This is a genomic window from Rhodopirellula sp. J20-39 (assembly GCF_057365095.1).
This window is the reverse complement of record NZ_CP195123.1, coordinates 6101194-6126293: the sequence shown is the minus strand read 5'-3', so window position 1 is coordinate 6126293 and position 25100 is coordinate 6101194. Positions and strand designations below refer to the sequence as shown.

General features: G+C 55.2%; 12 protein-coding genes. 2 read left to right on the top strand and 10 right to left on the bottom strand.

Features of this window, described 5'->3' with window-relative positions; translation table 11 throughout:
- Positions 1-142 precede the first annotated feature (142 nt).
- Complete coding sequence (locus ACR3ZL_RS22320) at positions 143-3352, top strand: [protein-PII] uridylyltransferase family protein (RefSeq protein ID WP_473650882.1); 3210 nt, start codon at positions 143-145, stop codon at positions 3350-3352.
- Positions 3349-4443 carry an ABC transporter ATP-binding protein gene (locus ACR3ZL_RS22315; protein WP_473650883.1) on the top strand — a complete coding sequence of 365 codons (1095 nt, stop codon included), beginning with the start codon at positions 3349-3351 and terminating at the stop codon, positions 4441-4443. Before ACR3ZL_RS22320 ends, ACR3ZL_RS22315 begins: the two co-directional genes overlap by 4 nt.
- A 143-nt stretch (positions 4444-4586) precedes the next feature.
- On the opposite strand, the gene ACR3ZL_RS22310 is transcribed toward ACR3ZL_RS22315, so the two are convergent.
- The 10 genes from ACR3ZL_RS22310 to ACR3ZL_RS22265 form a co-directional block, all read right to left on the bottom strand.
- A complete protein-coding gene (locus ACR3ZL_RS22310; protein WP_473650884.1) occupies positions 4587-6608 on the bottom strand; it encodes a hypothetical protein in 2022 nt (673 codons plus the stop codon).
- Between the two features lie 81 nt (positions 6609-6689).
- Positions 6690-7208, bottom strand: coding sequence for an RNA polymerase sigma factor (locus ACR3ZL_RS22305; protein WP_473650885.1), 519 nt, complete (start codon positions 7206-7208; stop codon positions 6690-6692).
- Positions 7205-8473 carry a DUF1501 domain-containing protein gene (locus tag ACR3ZL_RS22300; protein ID WP_473650886.1) on the bottom strand — a complete coding sequence of 423 codons (1269 nt, stop codon included), beginning with the start codon at positions 8471-8473 and terminating at the stop codon, positions 7205-7207. The genes ACR3ZL_RS22305 and ACR3ZL_RS22300 overlap by 4 nt, the downstream gene beginning before the upstream one ends.
- Positions 8474-8566: 93 nt before the next feature.
- Positions 8567-10285 carry a DUF1549 domain-containing protein gene (locus tag ACR3ZL_RS22295; RefSeq protein ID WP_473650887.1) on the bottom strand — a complete coding sequence of 573 codons (1719 nt, stop codon included), beginning with the start codon at positions 10283-10285 and terminating at the stop codon, positions 8567-8569.
- Positions 10286-10669: 384 nt separating this feature from the next.
- Positions 10670-12469, bottom strand: coding sequence for a 30S ribosomal protein S1 (locus ACR3ZL_RS22290; protein ID WP_486172976.1), 1800 nt, complete (start codon positions 12467-12469; stop codon positions 10670-10672).
- A 643-nt stretch (positions 12470-13112) separates the two neighbouring features.
- Positions 13113-14255, bottom strand: coding sequence for a hypothetical protein (locus ACR3ZL_RS22285; protein WP_473650889.1), 1143 nt, complete (start codon positions 14253-14255; stop codon positions 13113-13115).
- 176 nt (positions 14256-14431) lie between these two features.
- Positions 14432-21220, bottom strand: coding sequence for an excinuclease ABC subunit UvrA (uvrA, locus tag ACR3ZL_RS22280; protein ID WP_473653486.1), 6789 nt, complete (start codon positions 21218-21220; stop codon positions 14432-14434).
- A gap of 329 nt (positions 21221-21549) precedes the next feature.
- Positions 21550-22641: a protein arginine kinase gene (locus tag ACR3ZL_RS22275; protein WP_473650891.1), complete on the bottom strand. Its 1092-nt coding sequence runs from the start codon at positions 22639-22641 to the stop codon at positions 21550-21552.
- Positions 22638-23243 (bottom strand): UvrB/UvrC motif-containing protein, encoded by a 606-nt coding sequence (locus ACR3ZL_RS22270; protein ID WP_473650892.1) that lies wholly within the window; start codon positions 23241-23243, stop codon positions 22638-22640. Before ACR3ZL_RS22270 ends, ACR3ZL_RS22275 begins: the two co-directional genes overlap by 4 nt.
- A 602-nt stretch (positions 23244-23845) precedes the next feature.
- Positions 23846-24982: an AraC family transcriptional regulator gene (locus ACR3ZL_RS22265; protein ID WP_473650893.1), complete on the bottom strand. Its 1137-nt coding sequence runs from the start codon at positions 24980-24982 to the stop codon at positions 23846-23848.
- Positions 24983-25100: the final 118 nt, after the last annotated feature.

Below are 25100 nucleotides of genomic sequence, written 5' to 3'. Positions count from 1 at the left end.
ATCGTCCGGAGGTGCTTAAACTTTGTCAGAGAGATCAAGTCAGATTCTCCTTGCGAACTGCAATTGCATTATGCTCGGTTGAAACTGATGACCGTGTAATGCTTGATCCGCCAATAGCCTGACAAACGATGAGCCTGCGAAGTTGAACGCCAGCGGAACATTGCCCCCGTGGCAGACTTTCGAGCCACTGCGAGCCGAGCAATTTGCGGACGCCGATCGGGTTCGCCGAGCCCTCTATCAAATCGCGACCAGCGGCGCCTCTCTGGACTTGCTGACGTCACTATGGGCGGCACTCGATCAGGCGATTGCTCAGGTTGACGATGCGGAACCTACTTTGGAGTCGTTCGCGAGGTTTGTCGACGTTTCCCGTAGCCCGACATCTTTATTGGCGTTGTTCGAACGAGATTCTCAAGCGTTGCCCGCGCTACTGCAGGTGCTGTCGACCAGCGAGGCGATTGCGGAACTCTTGATTCGAGATCCAGAAAGTTTCGATTTAATCCGCGCCAGTGACGGTGCGCCGTCGCCGCCGGATGTTTTGGTCGATGAGCTATCAGCAGAATTATCAACCGTGGGCACGATCGCTCGGGCAGCCGTGGCGATCCGCCGATTCGCAGGGCGAGAAATTTTGCGAGTCGCCTATGGTGAGTTCGCCAAAGGGCTACCGCCGGATCGAGTTGGGCGACAAATCAGTCACGTGACGGACGCCATCTTTGAAGCCTCGCTGAACTTTGTGATCGAGCAGGTGGCGACCCGCCATCCGGTTCCGCAGCGTATTGATGGTTCGCAGCCGACCTATGCGATTATCGGTTTGGGGAATTATGGCGGGTTGGAAATTGGATACGACTCGCCTCTAGACCTGCTATTACTTTGTGACCAGATCGATCGCAAAAACGAGAGCCATTTGCGGTTCAATCGCGCCGTTGTGTCGAGTTTGATTGGTTTGCTGGGTGCGGATCGTGATCCGGTGGTTTCGATGAACCTGCATTTTGTCTCCCAACCGGGCGAGGATGCTGGCTGGAGTGATACGCAGCGGTTGAGCGACTTGTTGCGAGATGGGAACAGTCGAGAAAGAAGAATCGATTTTCATGACGCCGAAGAGGCTGCAGCTCACTACGAACGTGAAAACCAAACTTGGCAACGTTTGTCGTTTGTCAAAGCACGGGTCGTGGCCGGTGACAAAGCAATGGGGCGAAGCTTCCTAAAGCGGATCGAGCCGTGGGTTTACCACCAACTGCTCACCCGTGGTGAGATAGCGGACATTCGTGTCTTGCGACGCAAGCTGGAAAAGCGTGCTCTGTCGTCCGACTCCCAAGCGGGAACTCCAATCGCCGATTGCCCAGGCGGACGACGAGATATCGAGCTAACGATTCAGTTCTTGCAGTTGTTGCATGGTGGAGAATTGCCAGAAGTGCGAGTGCCGGGAACGTTGGACGCCATTGCGGCTCTGGGGCGGCATGGTTGCCTGACGGTCCAGGAAGCGTCGCTGCTTTCCGAAAATCATGCTCGTCTATGCCGATTGGAACATCACCTTGCCGTTTTGTTTGACCACCGTGTCACCCACCTGCCCGACGACGAAACGCTACGAGCACGATTAGCATGGCGGTTGGGCGTACGCACGGGAACGAATCAGGGCGACGACCGCGAGCAGGGCGACGTCGAGCGATTCGAGAAGTTGCTGAATGAGACACTCGAAGTAGACCGCAAGATTATCAATCATCTGATGGTTCAAGAGGCAACCTCGACTCCGGTCAACGGGACCGCATCCAATTCCGCTGATCTCGTACCTGTGCAAGACGGTGTCGCGATTGAAACTGAACTGATCTTAGATCCCGATCCGGATATGGATGCGTATCGTCAAGTCATCCTTGGGTATGGGTTTGAGCACGTCGATCGAGCGATTGATCATCTCTCTTCGCTCAGCCATGAGACGGTTTCTTTTTTGTCGCCAAGGCGTTGTCGCCACTTCTTTGCCAAAGTTGCACCGGATTTGCTCAGAGAAGTCTCTCAAATGCCTGCTCCGGATTTGACGCTTGGCCGCTTGGTCGAGGTCGCCGATTCGATTGGGGCGAAAGCAACTCTGTGGGAGCTTTTAGGAAGTAACGAAGCGACGTTGGCTTTGATGGTCAAACTGTGTTCGTTGGCGCCTTATTTGACTGATATTCTGAAAACAAACCCAGGCATGATTGATGAGCTGATCGATTCTCTGGTGATGGATCGTTTGCCATCCGCTGAAAGGCTGGACGCTCAGTCGATCCGGCTTTGTGCTGCGGCGGATGATCTTGAACTGATTCTGCATGCGTTCAAGGCTGGTAGTCACTTGATGGTTGGCGCGCGTGACTTGCTGAATAAAGAGTCGTTTGATGCGATCGGTCGGACGTTAAGCGACACGGCGGAAGCCTGTCTGCGGCGTGTGATCGAAGACGAACAAGAACAGCTTGCGATTCGGTTCGGCGATCCAGTCGACAAGTCAGGGGCTCCATCGGAATTGGTAGCGATCGCGTTGGGCAAATTTGGTGGACGCGAGACCAATTACCACAGCGACCTTGATCTGGCGTTCGTCTATACGGCTGATGGCGAAACGACTCGCCGTGTCGGTGGGCCACGCACGACTTTGTCGAATCGCCAATTCTTCAATCAGTTGGTTCAGAACGTGATCCACCGGATCGACAGCGAGAAAGGACGGCTCTATGAAGTCAATCTGCCGTTTTCGCGGGGCGTCGATGAGACGATTTTTACTGATTCGCTACGGCAGTTTGCGAAGCCTTTTCGGCATGGTGTTTGTCCCTTATGGCAGCGTTTGGCATTGTGCCAAGCCCGCCCCGTATCCGGCACGCAAGGTGCGATGGAACAGGTGCGGAAGGTGATCGAGAAGGGTTTGTCGCAGGTCAGTTGGCGCGAGATTGATGGACAGGAAGTGAAGGCGATTCGGCAACGGAGTGAATCGACCGCCACGCCCAATAATCTGAAGCGAGGAACTGGCGGAACCGCGGATGTTCTCGCTGCTTTTGCTGCAGGCAAATTGCGATACTCAACTTCCGAGCAATCGATAGCGGCGACCGGAGTAATCGATGGATTGAAAGAACTGTCCGACCACGGAGTTTACGATGCGTCCGATACCGAGCGTTTGATCGAACACTATCGGTATTTGCGTAACATCGAAACGAAGCTGCGATTGATCAATACTCCGTCTCGGGATGAGTTACCGCTGTCTGCCGATGGGGTCCGGGACACACTGGAAATGAAGCAGCTCGCGTTTCTGCTAAATCGTTCGGATGTCAATGTGATCCTGTCCGAGTGCAGTATGGTTCGTAGTGAGGTAAGAGCTATTTTCGAACGTTTGCTTTCGACATGACCGCTACGGTAGATCCCGCTGCGAGTGTTTTGTGTCTTAAACAAGTCCGACTGGCCTATGGTAAGTCGGAAGTGCTTCGAGGCATCGATTTGATCGTTTCACCGGGCGAGTATTGTGTTGTTCTCGGTCCTAGCGGAGGTGGGAAAAGTACGCTGTTACAGACGATTGCGGGATTGATTGTTCCGGACTCTGGAAGGATGTTTTTGAACGGTCGGTCACTGGATCGAGTCTCACCAAAGGAACGCGATGTTGCTTTGCTATTTCAAAACGACCGCCTGTATCCACACTGGTCGCTACGTCGCACGTTACAGCGGTCCTCGCAGCAAAGCCCGGTTGGTAGTCCCGAAGATGCCGTTGTACGGATCGCCACTGAGTTTGGAATCGGCAATCTGCTGGATCGGCGTCCTGATCAGGTAAGTGGTGGGCAGTTACGACGGGCTGCACTGGCCAAAGTGCTTTTGAGACAACCGGCCGTTGCATTGTTGGATGAACCGCTGGACGGACTCGATGCATCGCTTCGAGCTGAGTTTGTTGAGATGTTAGGCCGTTGCGATCGTCGACGAGGCGGTGACTATCCATCAACCGCAATCTTGCATGTGACTCACGACGGCGGCGAAGCGATGCAGTTGGCCGATCGGATTGTCGTTTTACACGATGGCGAAATCGTTCAGGCAGGCACGCCCGAAGAAGTTTACCGACAGCCCAAGACACTCCAAGTCGCAGCCAGCTTGGGGATGGCACCGCCTAATCAAATTGCGATGCATCGAATGGGGGCAATCAATGTAGAACTTGCCACTCGTTTGCAGGGCCGGTTTGCCGGGGATGCGACGGCCCAGACGATTTTAATTCGTCCCGAAGCGTTAAATGTGATTGCGGCTAAAGCCAGCGAAGCCGGGATGGCGGTCGTAGACGATGAGCTTCACATTTTCGCATCGTTTGTTTCGACACGGTGCATCAGCGGAATGTGGCTCAGTCGCTGGGCTTGCCAGGAACAAGTATGGACATCAGTCGCCTTTGAAAAGCCGATCAATGCAATCGAGGCGGGGCACGCGAAGTTGATTGTCTCCCTTGCGGATCTCGTTTGCGTTTAGCTGCACCGAGCTCGCTGTGGATCGTCGATAAGAAATCGCGTCGCTTCGATTCTAACCAACCGCTCGCAACGGGATCGGAGTGCCATCGACACACGTGGCTTCGATCGGCTGAAGAAGCTGAGTCGGCTGAAAACGTCCGCCGCCTACTCTTGTCCCTGGATGATCCACCAAATTCGCTGCAAGATTAACGCCTCGTCTTCGCCAGCTTTTTGCATCTGGTCTGCAAGTGAAGCGATCGATGATGACAACCGTGATTTGCCAGCAAGGTGGGCAATATGATCGCGGCGGCTTTCAAACGTCGGTAATTGATTGATCCAGCCCGGCATGACAACCGATGAACGGATTGGCATTCCCGCCAAAGCTGCGGCAGAGATTTCTTGGGTCGGTGCCATTGTCGAAGTTTGGCGTTGATCGGTAGGAACGCTTTCGGATCCCATAGGTTGCGCCAAGATCGTGTGCCCCGCTCCTCGAGTTCCGATTCGTGACTGGACGGCTTGGGCAACCATATTGAGTCGCTGGGATCGGGACGACGGTTTGCTATCCGGTGCGGATGCTGCAAACGAATCAACCGCTAAGAGCGCCTTTGTCCACTCGGTGTCGCCCGCCATCATGATTCGATTTCGGTTCATCGCGGCGGGTGGTCGGCGACCGACAATGAACTCGTTCATGACCAACGTGATGGTGCGCAATAGGTTGAATTCACTAGCGATCAAGTCGTTGGCTAACTCATCGTGCAATGCCTTTAATTCGTCATCCGATCCGCCTCTTAGGTCATAGGGGCTGGAAACCAAGGACCGGCCATGCACGGTTCGCCAAACCCAGTCGACAAGGCCGCTGGCAAGACGTTGCGAGCCCAACCAACGTTTGCCCAATGTTGGTAGGTCGGTTGTCGCTTGTTTGCGAAGTGTGGCAATCGATGGTGAGTCTTTTGACGGGTCCGAATGCAAGATCGGAGCGATGTTTGCATAGAATTCTCGGTAGTCCGCTTGAGTTGCGACAGGTTGCCCAACTGGTGGTAAGTCGTGGCAACTTTGGCAACGACGATCGAAGTTGCTGGTCAGAGAGGATATTGAGACAACGGCCGAATGTGGATCAAGGGTTTGCAGTTGAGGGCCTAGTGGAACCACACCATTTGGGTCTGCTTTGGTTAGCCAACCGACAATCAGTTCGTCGGCCCCCTTGCCCAGACGCAGCGTCTCCTGCAGTTGTTGAGACAACCTTTGCGTGCTCGGGTGATCGGCCGGCAGGTTGTTACCAGGAGTTAACTCTTGCAGCAGGTGCGATGCCAAGGCCTGCATATTGTTGTTGCCTTGCAGTTCATTACGAAGCACCCAACTGTTGTTGATCGCACGGGGAGACAATCGCAATTGAAGACGATGCCAAAGACGCTCGGCCGTTTGGGCGGCGGGCAGCAGCTCAGTAGGCTCGACGTGAATCCGATCCCAGTAGCGGACCAAGTGCAGGTTCACGTCACGTGATACCGACTTCAGTGAACCCGGTTGTGCAATCTTGCTTGCCGAATTTGTTTTGGATGTCGCTACTTGGGTATCTGAGCCATCCGCTTCGGCAGTGTCAGTAGATGAAGACGAAGCTGGATCATCCGACGGATGTGATGATTCGGATGTCGCAAGAGCGTCCAGCGACTTCATGGACGAGTCCGAGGATCCGTCGCCTGGATCAATCGTACGACCTTTTAGATCTTCGCTACCGGAAACGGATGGAGTGTCTTGTGGCGGAAAATCTGAAATCCCAGAGGGGCTCGAGCCAGCGAGCGAGTTCAGCGATTGGGATGAAGCCGAATCGGCGAGCCGGCGACCTGAATCGGGCGAAAGAGGTCGAGGGGTGTTGGCAACGTGCAGTTCGGTAAGTTGGCTGCGAAGTCCGGCGGCAATTCCCGCAACGATTAATACGCCGGCAACCAAGGCTAATAAGCCGCCGCCGTACGAGAAGGACTTCTTGCGAGGGTCCTTTACGGCGCTGTTCCTAGCGGAATCAGTTCGGACCACCGTTGAAATGGAACTGGTGTCGTGAAGTCGCCGAAGAATCGCCGCGGACTGATCCGGTGGCGACTGATCACCAAGTACCTCATCAAGCAGGACTTCGAGCACGGGGTCAACCGTATCCGGCGTAAGTGAGTCAGAGGATGGAGGAGGCGTTTGGGTCATGGACTTGATCGAATCGGCTAGCGAGTTGCTTCGGCGATTGACTCCTTTGAACGGTTTGATGTGGCAAGTGAAGTAGGCGTATCAGGTGGACGATTCGGTACGAATGCGCTGTCCGACACATAGCCGAAGTTGGGCTTTGGCTCGTTGCAGCAGATTGCGAGCTCCATGGTCCGAAATTCCTAAAGCTAGGCCAATTTCAACGCGAGGAAGGTTTTCGACGTATCGCATGCGTATCGCGTCCTGAGCACGGTCAGACAGGGTTTCTAAGCAATTCCGAAGCGCATCGACTGCTTCGTCGCCGGTTAGATCCTTGCCCGCCCATCGCTGCCAGCTTTCGTCCAATAAAAGTACCGAATCACTGACTTGAACTCGCTTGAGTTTTCGGTGATTGGAAATCAGTAAGTTGTAAGCGGTGCGACGGAGGTACTCCGAGGTCGCGACATCCGAGTGTTGAACGAATGTATCCCGCCGAAGTACTCGCAGAAACGTCTCCTGCGTCAAATCGTCCGCTGTCGAAGCATCACAACCAAGCGCCCGCAGGTAACGCCAAATTCCGTTTTGGTGTCGCAGAATGAGTTCCGCAGGCGAAAGTTGACTCACGCAATCAGTTCACTTATTAGTTTTCCGCCGCCCGCGATTTTCATGGGACGGCCGCTTTTACTGGTGTAGGTGGTGTCGGTTGAAATTCCGAGTCCCTTGCACACGGTAGTCATTAGATCTTCGCTGCTGAAGGGCTCAGTGTCTACAGCGGTGCCGTCGCTGTTGGTTGCACCCACCGCGAGTCCGCCCTTCAAGTTACCGCCACCGACGACACAGGACCAAGCCCGTGCGAAGTGATCTCGGCCTGCGTTCTGGTTGATCCGAGGGGTTCGTCCGAATTCGCCCATCCACATCACAACGGTGTCTTGCAGCAAACCCCGTTGCTCAAGATCTTCGACCAACGCACTCATTGCCCGGTCCAAGACAGGTAGCTTTTGATTTTCCATGGTCGCGTGGGCGTTGTTGTGCAAATCCCAGCCGCCGAGGTCCACTTCGACGAAGGGAACACCAGCTTCGACAAGACGGCGAGCCAACAGGCAGCCTTGACCGAAATTGTCGGTGCCGTACCGTTCTTTCACTTCGGTGGGTTCTTCGTCGACCTTGAACGCCTTCATCTGGTCGCTTGTCATCAATGCCAATGTCTTGTCCAAGACTTTGGCGTGTTCGGCTGCGGGTGAGCCGTTCGTCTTTTTCATGAAGCCGCCTTCAATCATCTTTAGTGCAGCCATTCGCTGCATCAATCGTTGGTCGTCCAGTTTCATTTGCAGGTTGCGGACGCGACCGTTGCTGGTAACCGAGAACGGCGACCAAGCCATGCCTAGGAACCCTGGACCCGTGCTGCCGCCGCCGACCGAAACGAATGGAGGAATATCCAGTTCAGGACGTTGGCTAATCAGTTCGTGGGAGATCACACTCCCGTAACTGGGATGCTCGATATTGGGGTTGGGTACGAAGCCGGTGTGCATGTAGTAGCGGCCTCGCATGTGGTCGGCTTCGCGGGTCGACATACTGCGGACGACCGACATGTTTTTCATCTGCTTCGCCATCATCGGCATGTGTTCGCAGATCTGCATATCGCCGGTCGTCGAGATCGGACGGAAGGGGCCGCCTGTTGGTGCACCCGGCTTCAAGTCCCAGATATCAATCGTTGGCGGGCCACCGCCCATCCATAACATGATGGCTGATTTGCGATTTTTCTTCATCGTTTCAGCGTTCGCTTGAATCGCTCCACCCAGCGTCATCGCCGCTGCCGTTGCGGCGGACGAGCCAGCCAAGTGGTTCATGAAGTGACGGCGAGTCATGCCGCGAGGTGTTGAAAGGTCCATGATATGTCCTGGTGAAACGGGCGAATGGATTGGGTAAGAGTTCGGTGACGATCAAGCAGCGAATTCAAAATTGAATCGCTGCTTCGGATAGCGTTAGTGCTGCATGATGAATTCGTTGCTGTTGATGATTGCCCACCACAGGTCTTGCAACATCTCCTTTTCATTACCTTTTCGAGCGGCAAGCAGTTTTCCGGCGATCGCAACTTCGTGCTTCGTCGGCCGTCTTGCCACGCCGGTCATGAATAGGCGAGTCAGGCGATCTCGCGGCGATTTGCCGTATTTCGATAAGCGATCGATGAACGAACCTGGCTCCAAACTGGTGGCGTTTTTGGTCAAGTCACCATTGAATAGCATCAATGCCTGGGGAATCGATCCGTTAAACGTGGTTGCTTCGTCGCCTTCGTCGGTACCGAACGCCACAACAAATTGTGACAGCCATTTCCGGCGTTCCGCTTCCTGTTGTTCGTAGGTACCGCGTGACTTGGCATCGGTCGCCGATACCAGTGATCCATAGAGTTGTTCGGCGCTCATTTGTCGCAAATAGAATCGCGAGAACTTAGGCGATTCACCGATCGATGGATCGTCGATCTCGTTACCGCGACTGAGCAGAGATTCAAGTTGGTAAGGTTTGCTGAGCGTGATCCAAGTGATCAATTGTTTCAGATCGTAACTCGCTTTGCGGAATTCTTTGCCCAGCGTGTCCAACAGTTCGGGGTGTGACGAAGGGTTGTGTGGGCCAAGGTCATCGATAGGCCGGGTGAATCCATATCCCATGAACATGGACCACATGCGGTTAACAATCATCTTGTCTAGATACTCGCTTTCTAACATCAACGATGCTAGCTCTTCACGACGATTGACATCTTCGAGATACCCGCTTCGAGGAATCTCGGTACCATCGGTGAAGACGGGGTACGCAACCTTTTGCAAGCCATTGCGAAGCTCGTAAAACAGCAACGCGTCTTCGGGGGTTCCCGCTTCACCAGCGAAGTCTTCGCTGACCAATTCTGCCGACTGGATGTCGTTGGTCCCGTCAATGAATCGGCGCAAGGCACGCGTCTGGCGGAAGAATGCGTTGAATTCCCAGAACTTTTGTTGTTTCCACTGATTGAACGGATGGTTGTGGCACTGAGTGCACTGAACCTGTTGACCTAGGAAGATGCGTGAAGTGCTGCTGGTCGCCAAGGTTCCTTTGTCTTCGTTGACTTTACCTATCAAAAAATTGACAGCGCCGTTGAAATTGCTATCGCCTGGCTTGGTTGATCCCTCGGCCGAAACCAGCTCGTAGACCATTCGGTCGTAAGTTTTATTACGTGCAAAGCAGTCTCGAAGATACTTCTGCATCCCATCGCGATTGGTGAGATCACGGCGGTCAGTCCCTCCACTGCGTCCAATCAACAAGTTGGTCCAGATCGTTGACCAGTGGCTCGCGTATTCCTCGGTGTAGCGGTCATCGTTTAGTAGGCGATCAACAAGTTCCGCACGCTTATTAGGCGAGCGATCGGAAACGAATTCGGACAGTTCTTCGTAGTTCGGAATGCGTCCGATCACGTCCAAAAACACGCGTCGGCACCAAATCGCTTCGCTAGCGTCAGCGACGGGGCGGACTTCGTAATCCCGCCATACTTGGGCAATCGAATCGTCGATCAGTGCCACTTGGGGTGGCTTGTCCGTCTCGGCAGCGTGAAGCGAGTCAACAGCCAATACGCCGCTACCCACGACCAGGAATAGCCCCAGAAGCCGTGGAAATGCTCCCGCCAGAGCGAATGCGTGCGGGAATCTTGAAACTTCCGTCGTGTCAGAGTGATTCATTGAGACCCATTTAGGACGATGTGGAAGGCGAAAAGGGGAGCGATCCGGATGAGACATTCAATGTCGCATACTGCAATAGAGAACGGATCGAGCAAGTGGATGTACCCACCGAACACACCTTTAGTCTAACACAGGCGGTCTAAAGAGGACAAAAATGGCGTTTTTCATCGCTGCATTGGTGCTCGGCAATGGAGCCGGTATCGCCAGATGGGGGTGGGGGGCGTTTTCGGGCGAAAGCGAGATCGCAAAAGATATCGTCGCCATCTGATGCCCCACTTGGCAGATTTCGATAGGCAATTGCCAACGGCGCATAAAAAATGCCGGCTCGCATTGCTGCGAGCCGGCATTTCGAAATTCATTTAACCGAGGAGGTTAACGAGCGATTTACTCGCTTTCTTCTTGGGTTGGGAACAAGGGGCCTGCACTGCCCAGGCCACCCTTGAGGCTGCCATCGTCGAGCGTCGCTGGGACGGTCGATTCGGCTGCTTCGGCAGCGGCTGCAGTTTTCTCTTGCTCTTCGCTCCAGCCAACTCGCTTGAGCGATAGGCCGATTTTTCGTTCGTCGGTATCGACGCGAAGTACCTTGACCTCGATCGAATCACCAACCTTGACGACTTCTTCGGGGTCTTCGACTTTGTGGTCGGCCAATTCACTGACGTGCAGCAAGCCTTCCAATCCGTCTTCTAGGCCGATGAAGACACCGAAGTTGGTGATCTTCGTGACCTCACCCTTGACCAATTGGCCAGGCTGGTACTTGTCTGGAATGTCGCCATCCCAAGGGTTGTTGTCGAGTTGCTTCAGACCCAGAGCAATCCGGCGGCGAGATTCGTCGACGCTGAGGATACGACACTCGAGTTCTTGGCCCTTTTCGAGCACTTCGCTCGGGTGAGCAATCTTGCGAGTCCAAGACATGTCGCTGACGTGCAGCAACCCGTCGATGCCCTCTTCCAACTCGATGAAGGCACCGTAGTTGGTAAGGTTGCGAACCTTGCCCTTGACGTCTTTGCCCTCTGGGTACTTCTCGAGTACTTCGTCCCATGGGTTTTTCAGGGTTTGCTTCATACCCAGCGAAAGCTGTTGGCCTTCTGGGTCGACGCCCAAGATCATGACATCGATCTTGTCGCCGATGTTGACCAATTCGCTTGGGTGATTGACCCGTTTGGTCCAGCTCATTTCGCTGATGTGAACCAAACCTTCGATACCCGGTTCGAGCTTCACGAACGCACCGTAGCTCATCACGTTGACGACTTCGCCAGGATGCGTGGATTCGACTGGGTACTTGGTTTCGATGTTTTCCCAAGGGTTGCGGTCTTTTTGCTTCAGACCCAAAGCAATTTTTTGCTTTTCGCGGTCGATGTGCAGGACCTTGACTTCGATCTCTTGGTCGATCGAAACCATCTCGGTTGGGTGACCAATTCGTTCCCAAGCCATGTCGGTAATGTGCAGCAAACCGTCGATGCCGCCCAGGTCGACGAACGCACCGAAGTCGGCGATGTTCTTGACGATACCGGTGCGGATCTGACCGATTTCCAGTTCCTGCATCAGGTAGGTGCGATCTTCTTCGCGTTGACGTTCGATCAGCGAACGACGGCTGATGACGATGTTTCGGCGGGTGTCGTCGATCTTCAGCACTTCGGCTTGAACAACGCGACCAATGAAATCGCCAATGTCGCCTGGACGACGGATGTCGACCTGCGAGCCTGGCAAGAAGACGTTCACGCCGATGTCGACCAGCAAACCGCCCTTGATTTTGCGGATAACAGTACCGGTGACCACTTGGCCCTCGGCAACCGTTTCCATCATCTCTTCCCACTCGATGATCTTTTCGGCTTTTCGCTTGGACAGCGAAATCATGCCGTAAGGATCGTCGGCGGCACCAAGTTCGTCTTCCATCTCTTCGATGAGAACTTTGACGGTGTCGCCAACCTTAGGAGCGTCTTCTTCAGGCCCCCATTCGTCCAAGCCAACGGTACCTTCACTCTTGAAGCCGACGTCGACGAGTGCCCACTCGTCGTTCAGTTCAACAATGCGGCCTTCGACAATGTTGCCAGAGTTGTAATCTTGCTGTTCAGCAGCAAAATTCTCGATCATCCACTCTTCGACTTCGTCCTCCGGAGCCAAAAGAGCCAAATCGGCCAGTACGTCGTCGTCTTCGAGTGAGCGGATGAGGTTGCGGTTAACCATGAATCATTACCGGAGGTGAAATCGCAGGGCAGGCACCGGCCAGGGCCCGCAAGGTTTCACCCCGAGGGGGTTGTAGGTGCGAATTAAAAAAGCCGGTCGAACGGGCGTTGGCAGCAAACAGGCTGCTTCGGGAAACGCCTAGTGGTGTAGGCTACCAAACTCGCAAATTCGTCACAACGGCGTTGTTTTTGATTCGTGGTGACGAATAGCAAAAAATCCAGCACTCAACAGTTCGGTTGACGCTAACCCGTGCCGTGGAAGTGATTTCTGTCCCACGAGGCTTGGAATATTGAATCAACCGAGCTTGCCTACACGAACCAGCGAACCCATCAAATGTCCCGTTTTTCCATTCCAGCTTGAGCTTGCAGGAAACACTCGTTTCCCGCAGGGCATCCGCTAGATGGGGGCCCTGCGACGTTTCGGTGCAGGATGTTCTCGGCGGTAGGGCAATTTGGCGGTTTGGCTGGCCGTTCTTCCCTTGTTGAATGTTCCGTAGATTGGGGGGCATCGGCCACGGCGGCTTGGTGTCGTTTTGCCCGATTTCTGGCTTTGGAGGTCTGAGTGAGTGATCGTCGTTCGATCCGTTATTGTCACCGGCCCTCATTCCAGGTGTTTCTGCTACAGATGCCTATGCTTCAGGCGTCTATGCTTCCATTTCGAAGGTGAGGGTTCCGTGGGGCTGGCCGTTGATTTGTAGGGTCAGGCGGTGTGTCCCGGCATAGAGGGTGTAGGTGGTCGCGTTGGCTCGGAACGGGTGCCGCTTCTCAATTCGGGTCGTTTCGCCTGAGCCGATCTTGATCTGTTTGATTTTGTGGACCTTGGGGGCCAGCGAACCATTGGCTTTGACAAAGTCGATGACATAGTCAATCAACAAGGCTTCGTCGCGTAGCCCTTTGACGTCAAAGCTGAAGTGGATGACGTCGCCGGGCCGGGTCTTGGGCGATTCCAATTGAAAGTTGGTGACTTCAATTTTCGGTGACGACCGGAACCCAAGCATCTTCAGTGCGTCGGTGTTGCCTGCTTTGACAAGCGTTCGCAGCGAGTGCCTGGTCATCCAGGCGAGTTCATCAGAAGTTTGCTGATTCAGCCGCTTCCAGGAAGCCAAACGGTCCAGCACCACGTTCGGAGCGGTTTTGGCAATATCATTGAGATGGTTAGCGACACTTCGTGTGACATAACGCGTGGGGTCGGCATGCAATCGATCCAGCAGCGCGAGAGGGCGATCGGGATCGGTTTGCAGTCGTCCGGACCAGGGCAACCGCGGCCGGGTACCTTCGCTGACCAGTCTGCGAACGTGGTAATTAGAATCGACGGACCACTTTTCGAGCTCATCGAATGTGGCGTCGGGGAACGCATTGATGAAATAACGGATGGCGTCTTCCATCGAAAACCGCATCGTTAGCTGTTTGAGCGTTCGAAGTGATTGCCGCAGATATTGCGGCGACATTCCGTTGCGAACCACCCATTCCCCTAGCGGTGCGAAAATGAAGTCTCCGAAATCGTCATCCGTTCGTTTGGGATCCAGCGGAGGCGGCAGGGCATCGACGATCTGCTTCGCAGCAATCCGGAAATCAGGGTCGAGGCACGATTCGAGAGCTTGTGTGATGTGAACGATTCGTTGTTTCAGTTCTAGTTTCTTCAGGCCGCGATTGGCCAGCTTTTGAAACCGCTCTGCTTCAAAGTTTGCGTTGGCATCCAAAAACAACGTTGCCAGATAACGAATTCGTTCAGCGTTGAATAGCTGATCCTTCAGGCTGAAGGTGGTCGACCGGTGTGCTTTCTTCATAACGCCGATAAGAAGTATTGAAGGAATTAACGACGGTAGCGGCTGCTTGCTTCATTCAACTTGGCCTGTCGGTAAGGCAAGCGGGATCGGGCAGCGGAGCATCTCCGGTTTGGTGCTTTGCCGGGGCCGGGTGAAACTCGGCGGGACTGCATCCGCTGCTGAGGCTTAGTTAACGACTAGGTCAGCGAACGCGTGCGGTCCAGGTGTGTCGTTAAGAACGATTTCAGCCGTTGACTGCGAGGGTCATCCAGGCGTTTGAGGTGGAAAGTGACGGTCACGCGTTCGGCGTGGCTGAGGTCCACCGTGCCCGCGTCGGACTGATCTTGTAAGAAGTCCAGGGAAAGCAACTGGTCCACATCGATTGCCGATCGGGGGCCGGTTAGTTTCAGGCGTACGTATTCGGGTTGCTTCGTTTCCAGTTCCGCCCACAGCGGTAACTCGTCAGCGGCCTCACCCGATTCCAGCTTGACCGATACGCGGTCTGGAGTCGCGTAAGCCAGCGAATGTTCGCCGGCGACACTTGATAGTAGGTCTAGGGTGCGATCAACCAATTCCAGCGGCCACTGCGGCGATGCGTTTTCGGGGAAGCCTTTGGGGAGCGTGTGCCAGCGGCGTCCAAGGGCTCGCCACGGTTGCAAGATGGGAGAAGCCGCTGGTGCGATCTCGGGCTGGTCCGTCGGTTCGTCGTCGGTTGTTGCTTCGTTTGCTTGGCTGGCTGCTGGTGACGCGTTTTTCGGCTCTCGGTTCTCCAGTTTGTTAACCGCCAACTCGACCGTGTTCGGACGGGAAATCGCTGCAATCGGTTTGGCAGTCGGGTTGATTGAAGCTGTGCCGACTTGGGCTCGTCGTGTGCCGGAAAGTGAGTCCGCAAGGAACGAGGCGGTCGACGATACGACTTCCGATCGTTGACCTGGGACGCTGAGATCGCCATCCGCCGTGGCGGCCAAGCCTTCCGGTGAACCTTCGAATACAACGTGGCCACCGTGGACGCCTGCGCCTGGTCCCATGTCGATTACCCAGTCGGCGCACTTGATCACATCAAGATTATGCTCGATCACGACGACGGTGTTGCCGATCTCGACGAGACGCTGCATCACGAAGAGTAGTTTTTCGATGTCCCCGAAGTGCAGACCGGTGGTCGGTTCGTCGAGGAGGTACAGCGTGTGACCGGTGGCGGGGCGAGCCAGTTCAGCGGCCAGCTTGACCCGCTGAGCTTCACCGCCCGAAAGTGTAGGTGCCGATTGTCCAAGCGTGATGTAGTCGAGGCCCACGTCGCATAGTGTTTGCACGACTCGCAAGATGCGTGGGCTGTCGGCGAACACGTCCACCGCTTCGCCACACGGCATCTCGAGAACGTCCGCGATCGACCGTCCGTGCAATTTGACCTCGAGCACATCTTCGTTGTATCGACGTGCTCCGCATTCTTCGCACGGGATCCATACGTCGGGCAAAAAGTGCATTTCAATCTTCCGCTGACCACTGCCCTCGCAGGTCTCGCAGCGTCCGCCCGATACATTGAAGCTGAATGTCCGCGGCGAAAAACGCCGTTCGCGAGCTTCGGGAAGTTCCGCAAACTCGCTGCGAATCAGATCAAACACACCAGTGTAGGTGGCGGGGTTACTGCTAGGCGAGTTACCCAGCGGTGATTGATCGACACGGATCACCTTGTTGATGTATCGCAGGCCCAGCATCTCGTCATGCCGACCAGGCTTCACCTTCGCACGGTGCAAACGTCGAGCGAGCGAAGGGTAAATGATGTCGTTGACCAGCGAGCTCTTGCCGCTTCCGCTGGGACCCGTCACCGCGGTCATGACGCCCAGAGGGATGTCAATGTCGACGTTGCGCAGGTTGTTCTCGCGGGCGCCGCGGATTTGCAAGAAGTCCACCATCGGTTTGCCGGACTCGGAATAGATCGGACGCCGCGAAGCGGGCAGTTCGATCTGTTTTTCCGACGACAAGTAAGGGGCGGTGACGCTGGTCTGGACCGGCTGGATGTTGCCCGGTGGTCCTTGCGCGACGATATTCCCGCCGTGTCGGCCAGCTTTGGGGCCAAAGTCGCATAGGTAGTCACTGCCTGCGATTACATCGTGATCGTGTTCGACGACCAAGAGCGTGTTTCCCTGGTCGCGCAGTCGGTGTAGTGCCGAAAGCAATCGTAGGTTGTCGCGGGGGTGCAGCCCAATGGTGGGTTCGTCGAGGACATATAGCACGCCGCATAAACCGCTGCCAAGCTGGGAAGCGAGCCGGATTCGCTGCGCTTCACCACCGGATAACGTTGCAGCTCCCCGGTGCATCGTCAGGTAATCCAAACCAACATCGCGAAGGAAACTGACGCGAGATTGAACCTCGCGAATCAGTTCGCCAGCAATTTTCCACTCTCGTTTGTCCAGATTCCACGCTTCGACTTCGCCGGCGAGTCGGTCCAGTGGCATGTGAACGAGATCGCCGATCGTGTGCTCACGAAAGCGAACCGCTGCCGATTCTTCGCGAAGTCGAGAACCGTTGCAGACGGAGCAGTCGATTTCGGCAACGAAGCTTTCTAGCTTCGCCCGCAGTCCTGGTGTGAGGCGAGATGCTTCTTCCAGGGCTGGGTAAAATCCCTTGAATTGATAACGGAACAGGATGTCGTTGGGGTGGCCTTCTTTGGCACCCTTGCCTGGTTCGAGAGCCCCATTGTTTGGCTCGGATGCCTCGTCGCTGGTATCGCTGGCGGAATCGCTGCGCCGCACTTCGATCCAGCGTGAGCCAAGGCCGTGGAAGAGGATTCGTTTTTGAGAAAGGGTTAGCTGATCGGTGGGTTGGTCGATCGGAATGCCGGTTGAACGCGCCAAAGCTCGCATCATCCAGCGGCTGACCGCATGATCCAGTGACGGCCACAGCAGACTGGCGCCTTCAAGCAGCGATTGTTGCGGCGTGCCCATGAGAGCCGCCGGATTGGTTCCGGTTTGAGTGCCGAGGCCGTCGCACCCCGTGCACCAACCGATTGCCGAGTTGAAGGAAAAGTGGTGGGGAGTTACCGGATTGAATGAGCGACCACAACACGTGCAAACCAAGTGCTGGCTGTGCTGGATGACTTCCCAATTGGGTTCATCGACTTGCGAGTCGGCGATTGCAATTTGAATGACGCCGATGCCCAGCGACAAAGCTTGCTCGACGCTGTCGCTGATTCGCGATTTTTCTTCGGGAGTAATTGAGATGCGGTCAACGACGACCTGCACCGGTTGTACTCGGCGAGGGTCCAGTGGTTTTGCGTCTTCCAGTGCCACGGTTTCGCCATCGATGCGGACTCGGGCGTATCCGCTTGCTCGCAAACTGGCCCACGTATCTTTGGATGCTTCGCCGGCTTGAACCTCAATCGGGGCCAGGACTAATGCCTTGGTGCCCTTGGGCATTTCAAGGATCTTGTCGATGATCTGGTCAGGCGTCTGCGTGCCGATCGGGATCTCGCAATCGGGGCAGTGCATCGTGCCGAGTTTGGCGTATAAAATCCGCAAGTAGTCATAGACTTCGGTGACGGTCCCAACGGTACTTCGCGGTGAATGGCCCAGGTTCTTTTGTTCCAACGCGACCGCCGGCGACAATCCTTCGATTCGTTCCGCTTTCGGTTTTTGAACCTGGCCGATGAACTGCCGAGCGTAACTCGACAGAGATTCGACGTACCGGCGTTGGCCTTCGGCGTAGATCGTGTCCATCGCCATCGAACTTTTTCCGCTACCGCTGGGGCCGCAAAATACGGTCATCGCATCGCGAGGAATTGCGACGTCGACGTGTCGCAGGTTGTGCTCTTGGGCGCCTTCGACAACGACGTGAGTTCGAGCCTTGGGCGGCATCGTTTTGACTTCGCGGATCGCTTTGGCGGCGTTCTTCGCTTTGGCTCGCCGCACACCCAATGCACCAGCCAGTGCTTCTCCGGTGTAGCTGTTGGCGACCTTGGCTACCTTTGACGGTTGGCCTTCGGCAATGATCTCTCCACCACCTGCGCCACCCTCAACGCCGAGGTCGATCACCCAATCCGCCGTTTTGATGACGTCTAGGTTATGTTCGACGATAACAATCGAATTGCCACGATCAGCCAGTCGGTTGATGACGCCTAGCAGCAAATGAATGTCGGCAAAGTGCAGGCCAGTTGTAGGTTCGTCGAGCACGTACAGAGTGGAGCCGGTGTCGCGGCGTGAGAGCTCGCGTGATAGTTTGATTCGCTGGGCTTCGCCGCCTGAAAGTGTAGGTGAAGGTTGTCCAAGCTTGAGGTATTCAAGACCGACATCGACGAGGGTTTGAAGTTTCTCGGCGATGCGTGGAATGTTTTGGAATAACTCCAACGCTTCGGAAATGTCCATGTCCAGCACGTCAGCGATCGACTTGCCTTTGAACTTTACCGATAGCGTTTCGCGGTTGTAACGTTCGCCCTGGCATACCGGACACTTGACCCAAATGTCGGCCAGGAAATCCATCTCTAGCTTGGTCGCCCCATTGCCGTCGCAAGCGGAGCACCGGCCGCCATCAACGTTGAAGCTGAATCGACCTACGGTGTAGCCGCGAGTTTTTGCGTCGGGAAGTTTTGCAAACAGACTGCGGATTTCGTCAAAGACTTTAACGTAGGTAGCCGGGTTGCTGCGCGGCGTGCGGCCGATAGGCGATTGATCGATCGCAATCGTTTTGTCGAGATGTTCGATGCCTTCGATCGAATCGTGATCACCGGGAACGGATTCCGCTCCGTTAAGATCGCGACGCAATGCCGGTTCCAAGATCCCGCCAATCAAAGAGCTTTTGCCGCTACCCGAAACGCCCGTTACACACACCACTGCACCGAGCGGAATCGCGGCGGTGACATTTTTTAAATTGTGAAAGCGGGCTCCACGTATCCAGATTTGCTTGTCTGGATCGACCTTGCGAAGCTCTTCAGGTGGCTTGATCTCACGGCGTCCGGACAAGTACGCCCCCGTCACGCTTTCCTGCGAATCGGTGACTTGTTTCAGCGTGCCCGACGCCACGACATGGCCGCCCTTCACGCCTGGGCCAGGCCCGAAGTCGACGATCAGATCCGCCGCCCGCATCGTGTCTTCATCGTGCTCGACCACGATCAACGTGTTGCCCGCGTCACGCAAGCGAGTCAATGTCGCGATCAATCGGTCGTTGTCACGCGGGTGCAACCCGATCGAGGGTTCGTCGAGAATGTAAAGAACACCTGATAGCCCTGAGCCGATTTGCCCGGCCAAACGAATCCGTTGCGATTCACCGCCGGACAGTGTTGGTGCAGTTCGACCAAGCGTTAGGTATTCGAGACCGACGCCCAGCAGGAATCCAATCCGGCCCTGGATCTCTTTCAGGACTTCCGAGGCAATCCGAGCGTCGGTCGGCGCTAGATCGACGTCGGCGAAGAAGTCCGCTAGTTGATCGATCGAAAGATCGCACAATTCCGGCAGCGTTTTGGCATTGGCGGGGATCGAACCTGCGATGTCGGCGTCGTTGGCTTCTGTAGCGGATTGCACAGTAGGTTGTGCAGCGGGCTGCGCATCGACATCGTGTTTGCTGGTGATCCGAACGGCGGATGCCTGATGATTCAAACGCCGTCCGTGGCAATCCGGACAGTCCATTGTGCTCATGTACTTTTCGAACTGCTTCAACTGCATTTTGTTGCGGCTGGTTCGATATCGATCGAGCAATTCAGGGATCAGGCCATCGAAGCTGTCCAGATGTTTCTGGGCCTTCTTGCCTGCTCGCCCAGAAAGCGTCAGTGATTCATCAACGCCCCAAAGCCAGATGTGTCGGCCTTGTTCGGGAAGGTCTTCCCACGCGGATCCCAACATCGTGCCGGGTTCGAGCTCCAGTTCGGTGTCGATTGCATCGGCAACTCCCCGGTAGATGTGGCTGCGATACCGACCGATGTCACCCCACTTACCCAGCAGCGTGACCGCGCCTTTGCGAACGGACAGGGTGGCGTCGGGGATCAGCAGTTCGGGGACGAACGTATACAAACGCCCGATGCCGTCGCACGAAGTGCACATCCCTTGGGGGCTGTTGAAGCTAAACAGTTGTGGCGTCGGCGGTCGAAAGCTGGTGCCGCATTGGCCGCACGCGTATTTCGATGAAAACAGACGGTCAAGTCGCGGTAGCGGGATGGATTCCGATTCGGTTTCATTGACCGTCGCGATTAACGTCGATTCGCCAAGTCGAAGGGCGAGTTCAACCGCCTCGTTCAGCCGGGCCCGATCGATAGATGTGTCGATGGTCGTTGGTAACACGATTCGATCGACGACGACTTCGACATCATGCCGGCGTGTGCGGTCCAAGTGCGGTGAATCGGCTAAACGAATGGTTTCGCCGTCGACACGGGCACGGTTGAAACCTTGTTTTCGAAGGTCTTCAAAAAGGTCTTTAAACTCCCCTTTTTGACCACGAACCAGCGGTGCCAGGATCCATAGCGAAGCCGTCTCGCTCGCTTCGCGAATCACATTGGCATCGTCCTCTAGATCGGACTCCGCGTCGGGATCGCCTGCCGAGTCGACTGCTGGATCGATTGCTAGGTTGGTTGGATCGTATTGTTCGACCAATCCCAGGACCCGACTGACAATCGCGTCACTGGTTTGAGCCTGGATCGGGATGTTGCAATTTGGGCAATAGCCAGTCCCCACTCGCGCGAATAGGACTCGCAAGAAGTCATAGATCTCGGTGATCGTCCCAACGGTTGATCGCGGGTTGTTCCCTGACGACTTTTGGCTGATCGAGATGGACGGACTCAGGCCGGTGACCAAGTCAACGTCGGGTTTGGGCATCTGGCCCATGAACTGTCGAGCAGAATTGCTGAGGCTTTCGACGTACCGGCGTTGGCCTTCGGCGTATAGCGTGTCAAAGGCCAGCGATGATTTGCCGCTTCCCGAAACTCCGGTGAAGCAGATCAGTTGACCGCGAGGCAGCGAGAGATCAATGTCACGCAGGTTGTGCTCGCGGGCACCTTTGACAGTGATTTCGCGAGAGGACGAGTGGCCAGTGTTTGATGCGAGGCCAGTGTTTGATCTTAGGCTCTGGTTCGCGGCCGCCACAGGTTGAGATGCCGCGTCACCATTCGCTACGGCTTGCTTGTCTTGAGAGCTTTGAATGTCTCCACTCTTCACAGTTCCCCCACGTTTTGCTGAAGCGACTCGTTTCGTTGAGTCAGGCCGATCCTTCGGTGCAGATTGGGTCAAAACAGATCAGTGCAGTGAAATTCGGTATTCGGTTGAGAGGCATGCAGCTCGTTTCAGGCCGCCGACCTTCGCTGCACAGACTGGGTGCCTATGCGAGCTAGCGATGGCGATTAGTTCAGTTCGTCTGGTCTTGCTCCCGCATCACGCAAGTGCCGTTGCAAGTAGTTTGCTCTTTCGACGTGACGGTCACTCGTCGTCAGCATGCGACCGTGCAGCTTTTGAAGGTGAGCCGGTTGCGTGTGGATGAACAACTTGTTGATCGTGCCGACTTCCACATCGTCGATCAGCCCAAGGTTGACGCCCATGCGAACCTTTGACAAATAGTGCATCGTTTCTTCGCTGCTGATCTTGCGAGCGGTGCTCAGGATGCCCAACGCGCGGCTGACGTCATCGTGCAGGTCCTGTTCGCCTTTTTCCATTAGGAAATCGCGAGCTTTGCGTTCGTAATCGATGATTCGCGGGACGACTTCGTTGCCGACCATTTCCAGCAACTCGTGTTCGGTGTGGCCCAGGGTGACCTGATTGCTAACCTGATAGAAGTCACCGGTGTATTGCGAACCTTCGCCGTACAATCCACGCACGGTCACGTTGATCCGCTGCATCGACCGAAACACCTTTTCGATCTGTTGCGTGATAACCAAACCAGGCAGGTGCAGCATCACACTGACTCGCAGACCGGTACCGACGTTGGTAGGACAGGCCGTCAGGTAACCGTATTGTGGGTGAAATGCGTAAAGCACTTCTCGTTCGATCGCATTGTCGATCTCATCGATTTGGTCCCATGCACTTAATAGGTCCAATCCAGAATGCATGACCTGGATCCGCAGGTGGTCTTCTTCGTTGACCATGACGGAATATTGTTCGCATGGATCAATCGCGACGGCCCGGCTGCCTTCTGATTCAGCGATTTCGCGGCTGATCAGTTGCCGCTCGACCAGAAATTGGCGGTCGACCTCGGAAAGAGCCGCCACGTCAACATATTGAATGTCTTCCCAGCCGCTGAGTGTCTCAAGGCGGGTGCGAACCTGGCGTTCGATCTTTTTGCGATCATCTTCGCTGCATTTACGGATGAACGGGAATCCTGCCACGTTCCGAGCCAACCGGATTCGGCTGCTGATCACGATGTCGGATTCCGGCCCAGTTCCTTTGAGCCATTCGCCACTGTTTTGGACCAATGTGGAAAGGTCTTCCACTTCCTTCATGATCCGCCTTCCGATCCTTCGTCTGAATCCTTGGGGTCGCCAGAGTCGCTGGATGGTTCGGTTGCGCCAGACGGGTCTGTGGTTTTCGCCGAGCCAGGGTGTTTCGGATCACCTTGGATTTCGTTGATTTGATCGCGAATTTTCGACGCCGCCTCGTAATCTTCGCGGGCGACGGCGGCTTCCATTTCCTTACGCAGGCTAATCAGTTCAGTTTGGGCATCCACGTTTGCGGCCGCCCGGCTTGGGCGTTTTCCAGTGTGTTCGAGTGCATCGTGGATATTGACCAACAGCGGGGTCAAATCCGATTCGAAATGGGTGTAATCCATCGGGCAGCCCAGGCGACCCGAATTGCGAAACTCAAAGAAAGTGATCCCACAAGCAGGACACTCTTTTTGATCGAGCTTCTTAAGCTCTTCCTTGGTTTGGCCGAGCTGAAGTTGCTTGGCCAACGCACCCGTGATCGTCTTGATCGGGCTCGTCTCTTCTTTCTGCAGCACGGTCCGAGCGTGTTGCTCGCACAAATGCAAGATTTGGGGCCCACCCGGCTGGGTCAGCTCAGTGATGTGAAAAGTCGCTGGTTTGTCGCAATACTGACATTTCATGGGATTCTCGTCTTGGGGTTGTCGGTATTACGGCGATGCCGTCAATCAGTTCGCTGCTCCCGCTGTCCACCGTGCAAAACAAACGACACGACGTCAAGTGAACGTTCCGCACCGTAAAGCGAGCGGTGAATGAGTCAGGCAAAGCTGATGGCTAAGAATTCTATCGACACCCCAATAAGTGTCAACGCGAGGCGACTGGCTGAACGATTGGCCAGCCTTGGTCTCGAAGCCGCCGTTTCTGCAATCCCAAGGCGAATTCTTCAATACAGAAGGCTTACCACCCGGACCAACCTGTTCGGGAACATACCAAAGTAAATCGACAGGAATGGAAAAGACCGATCAGCAAACCGTTTTGGTTGGCCTGCGAGTAAGCAAACCCAAAGTCGCGGGTGCGAAAAAGCTTCTCGTTGACCTGGATTGCGCACGAAGACCAGGATTGCGCACGAAACGCTGCTCACTGCATTTACGCGCCCAGAAGCAGGATTCACACGCCTAAAAGCAGGTCGAAGTCACCCTCAGGCATTTACACAATCGCTGACGGCACCGGCGTGAGCAATCAGGTGCCAGGCTCCGAAGTTCATTGCATTCCCCGTTTATTGCATTCACCTCGACCGCCGAAACTCGCCAGGAGTCTCGTTGAAATACTTTTGAAAGGCCTGCGAAAGCGATGCGCCGCTGGCGAACCCAGACTCGTAGGCGATTGATTCGATCGATTTGTCGGTGTCCAGGAGCAACTGCCGAACGTTTTCAAACTTTGCGCGTCGAATCTCCTCTCCAGGGGTGCGTCCCAGTTGCTCCCTGAATCGCTGTTCCAGGGTTCGCCGGGAGACACAACATGCATCGGCGACCTCCGCAACACTAATTCCATCCTTGGCACGCTCCCGGATCGTTTGCAACATCCTGACCAATTCCGGATCATCAATCGCAAGCAGGTTCGTAGACTGGCGAGCGCGAATCCGCAGTGGTGGGATCGATCGGGTGTGAAGCGAAACCTGAGCCCCGCTCATCAATCGCTTCAGCAATTTGGCTGCGGTCTCTCCAATTCGATGACTCGCCAACTCAACGCTGGAAATTTGCGGTGTCGCGACGTTACAGAGCAACTCGTCGTCGTCCCCCGAAAGAATCGCCACGTCATCGGGAACACGAATCCCATCCAACGCACAAATCTCGACCAACTGGCGAGCTGGATGGGGATCACCAGCGAAGACGCCCACAGGACGCGGCAACGAGGCAAGCCATTGCCCCGCTTTGGCATAGTTGGTCAGCCACCCGGATTCACTTCGTCCGTCGGTGGTATACATCTCGCACTGGTAGCCGGCCGATTCGACGCGCGCTTTAAATTCGATCGCTCGCAAATCGGAATACCGACCGATCGATGGTGCGTAACACGCGAAGTTCTGGATCCCACGACTGATCAGATGCTCGACGGCCATCTTGGCCCGAACGCGGTCATCCGTTTCGACTCGCGCAAACCAGTCCTGCTTCTTTAGTGTGCTGGACACGTCGACGACGGGAACCTGCAACTTTTTTAGTCTTTGGACGGTTGATGGCTGTCGCAACGCTGCAATGACGCCATGGCCACCCCAAACCTTTGGAAGGCTCAGCTTGCCTTGCTCGTTCCGCGGTCCAATCAAAAGAGTCCACTTCTCTTTTTGACCAAACCGGCAAACGGACTCAACAATATTTCGGCCCCAGGTGTCTTCCGTTTCGACCAGGATCCCGACATGGAGATTCTTCATGGGATTTCCTTCGATGTGAAACCACAAATCGAGGTTGCGCAAAAACTTACAATAACTGCGTAGGTGCGTAGCGACAATAAATAAAGGCTAGCTAAAGTTAAACGGACATCGAGTTTGC

Coding starts and splice junctions, on each gene's coding strand:
- ACR3ZL_RS22275 (WP_473650891.1), bottom strand. CDS start 22,641: ATGAAGGAAGTGGAAGACCTTTCCACATTGGTCCAAAACAGTGGCGAA.
- ACR3ZL_RS22270 (WP_473650892.1), bottom strand. CDS start 23,243: ATGAAATGTCAGTATTGCGACAAACCAGCGACTTTTCACATCACTGAG.
- ACR3ZL_RS22300 (WP_473650886.1), bottom strand. CDS start 8,473: ATGGACCTTTCAACACCTCGCGGCATGACTCGCCGTCACTTCATGAAC.
- ACR3ZL_RS22295 (WP_473650887.1), bottom strand. CDS start 10,285: ATGAATCACTCTGACACGACGGAAGTTTCAAGATTCCCGCACGCATTC.
- ACR3ZL_RS22285 (WP_473650889.1), bottom strand. CDS start 14,255: ATGAAGAAAGCACACCGGTCGACCACCTTCAGCCTGAAGGATCAGCTA.
- ACR3ZL_RS22315 (WP_473650883.1), top strand. CDS start 3,349: ATGACCGCTACGGTAGATCCCGCTGCGAGTGTTTTGTGTCTTAAACAA.
- ACR3ZL_RS22290 (WP_486172976.1), bottom strand. CDS start 12,469: ATGGTTAACCGCAACCTCATCCGCTCACTCGAAGACGACGACGTACTG.
- ACR3ZL_RS22310 (WP_473650884.1), bottom strand. CDS start 6,608: ATGACCCAAACGCCTCCTCCATCCTCTGACTCACTTACGCCGGATACG.
- ACR3ZL_RS22265 (WP_473650893.1), bottom strand. CDS start 24,982: ATGAAGAATCTCCATGTCGGGATCCTGGTCGAAACGGAAGACACCTGG.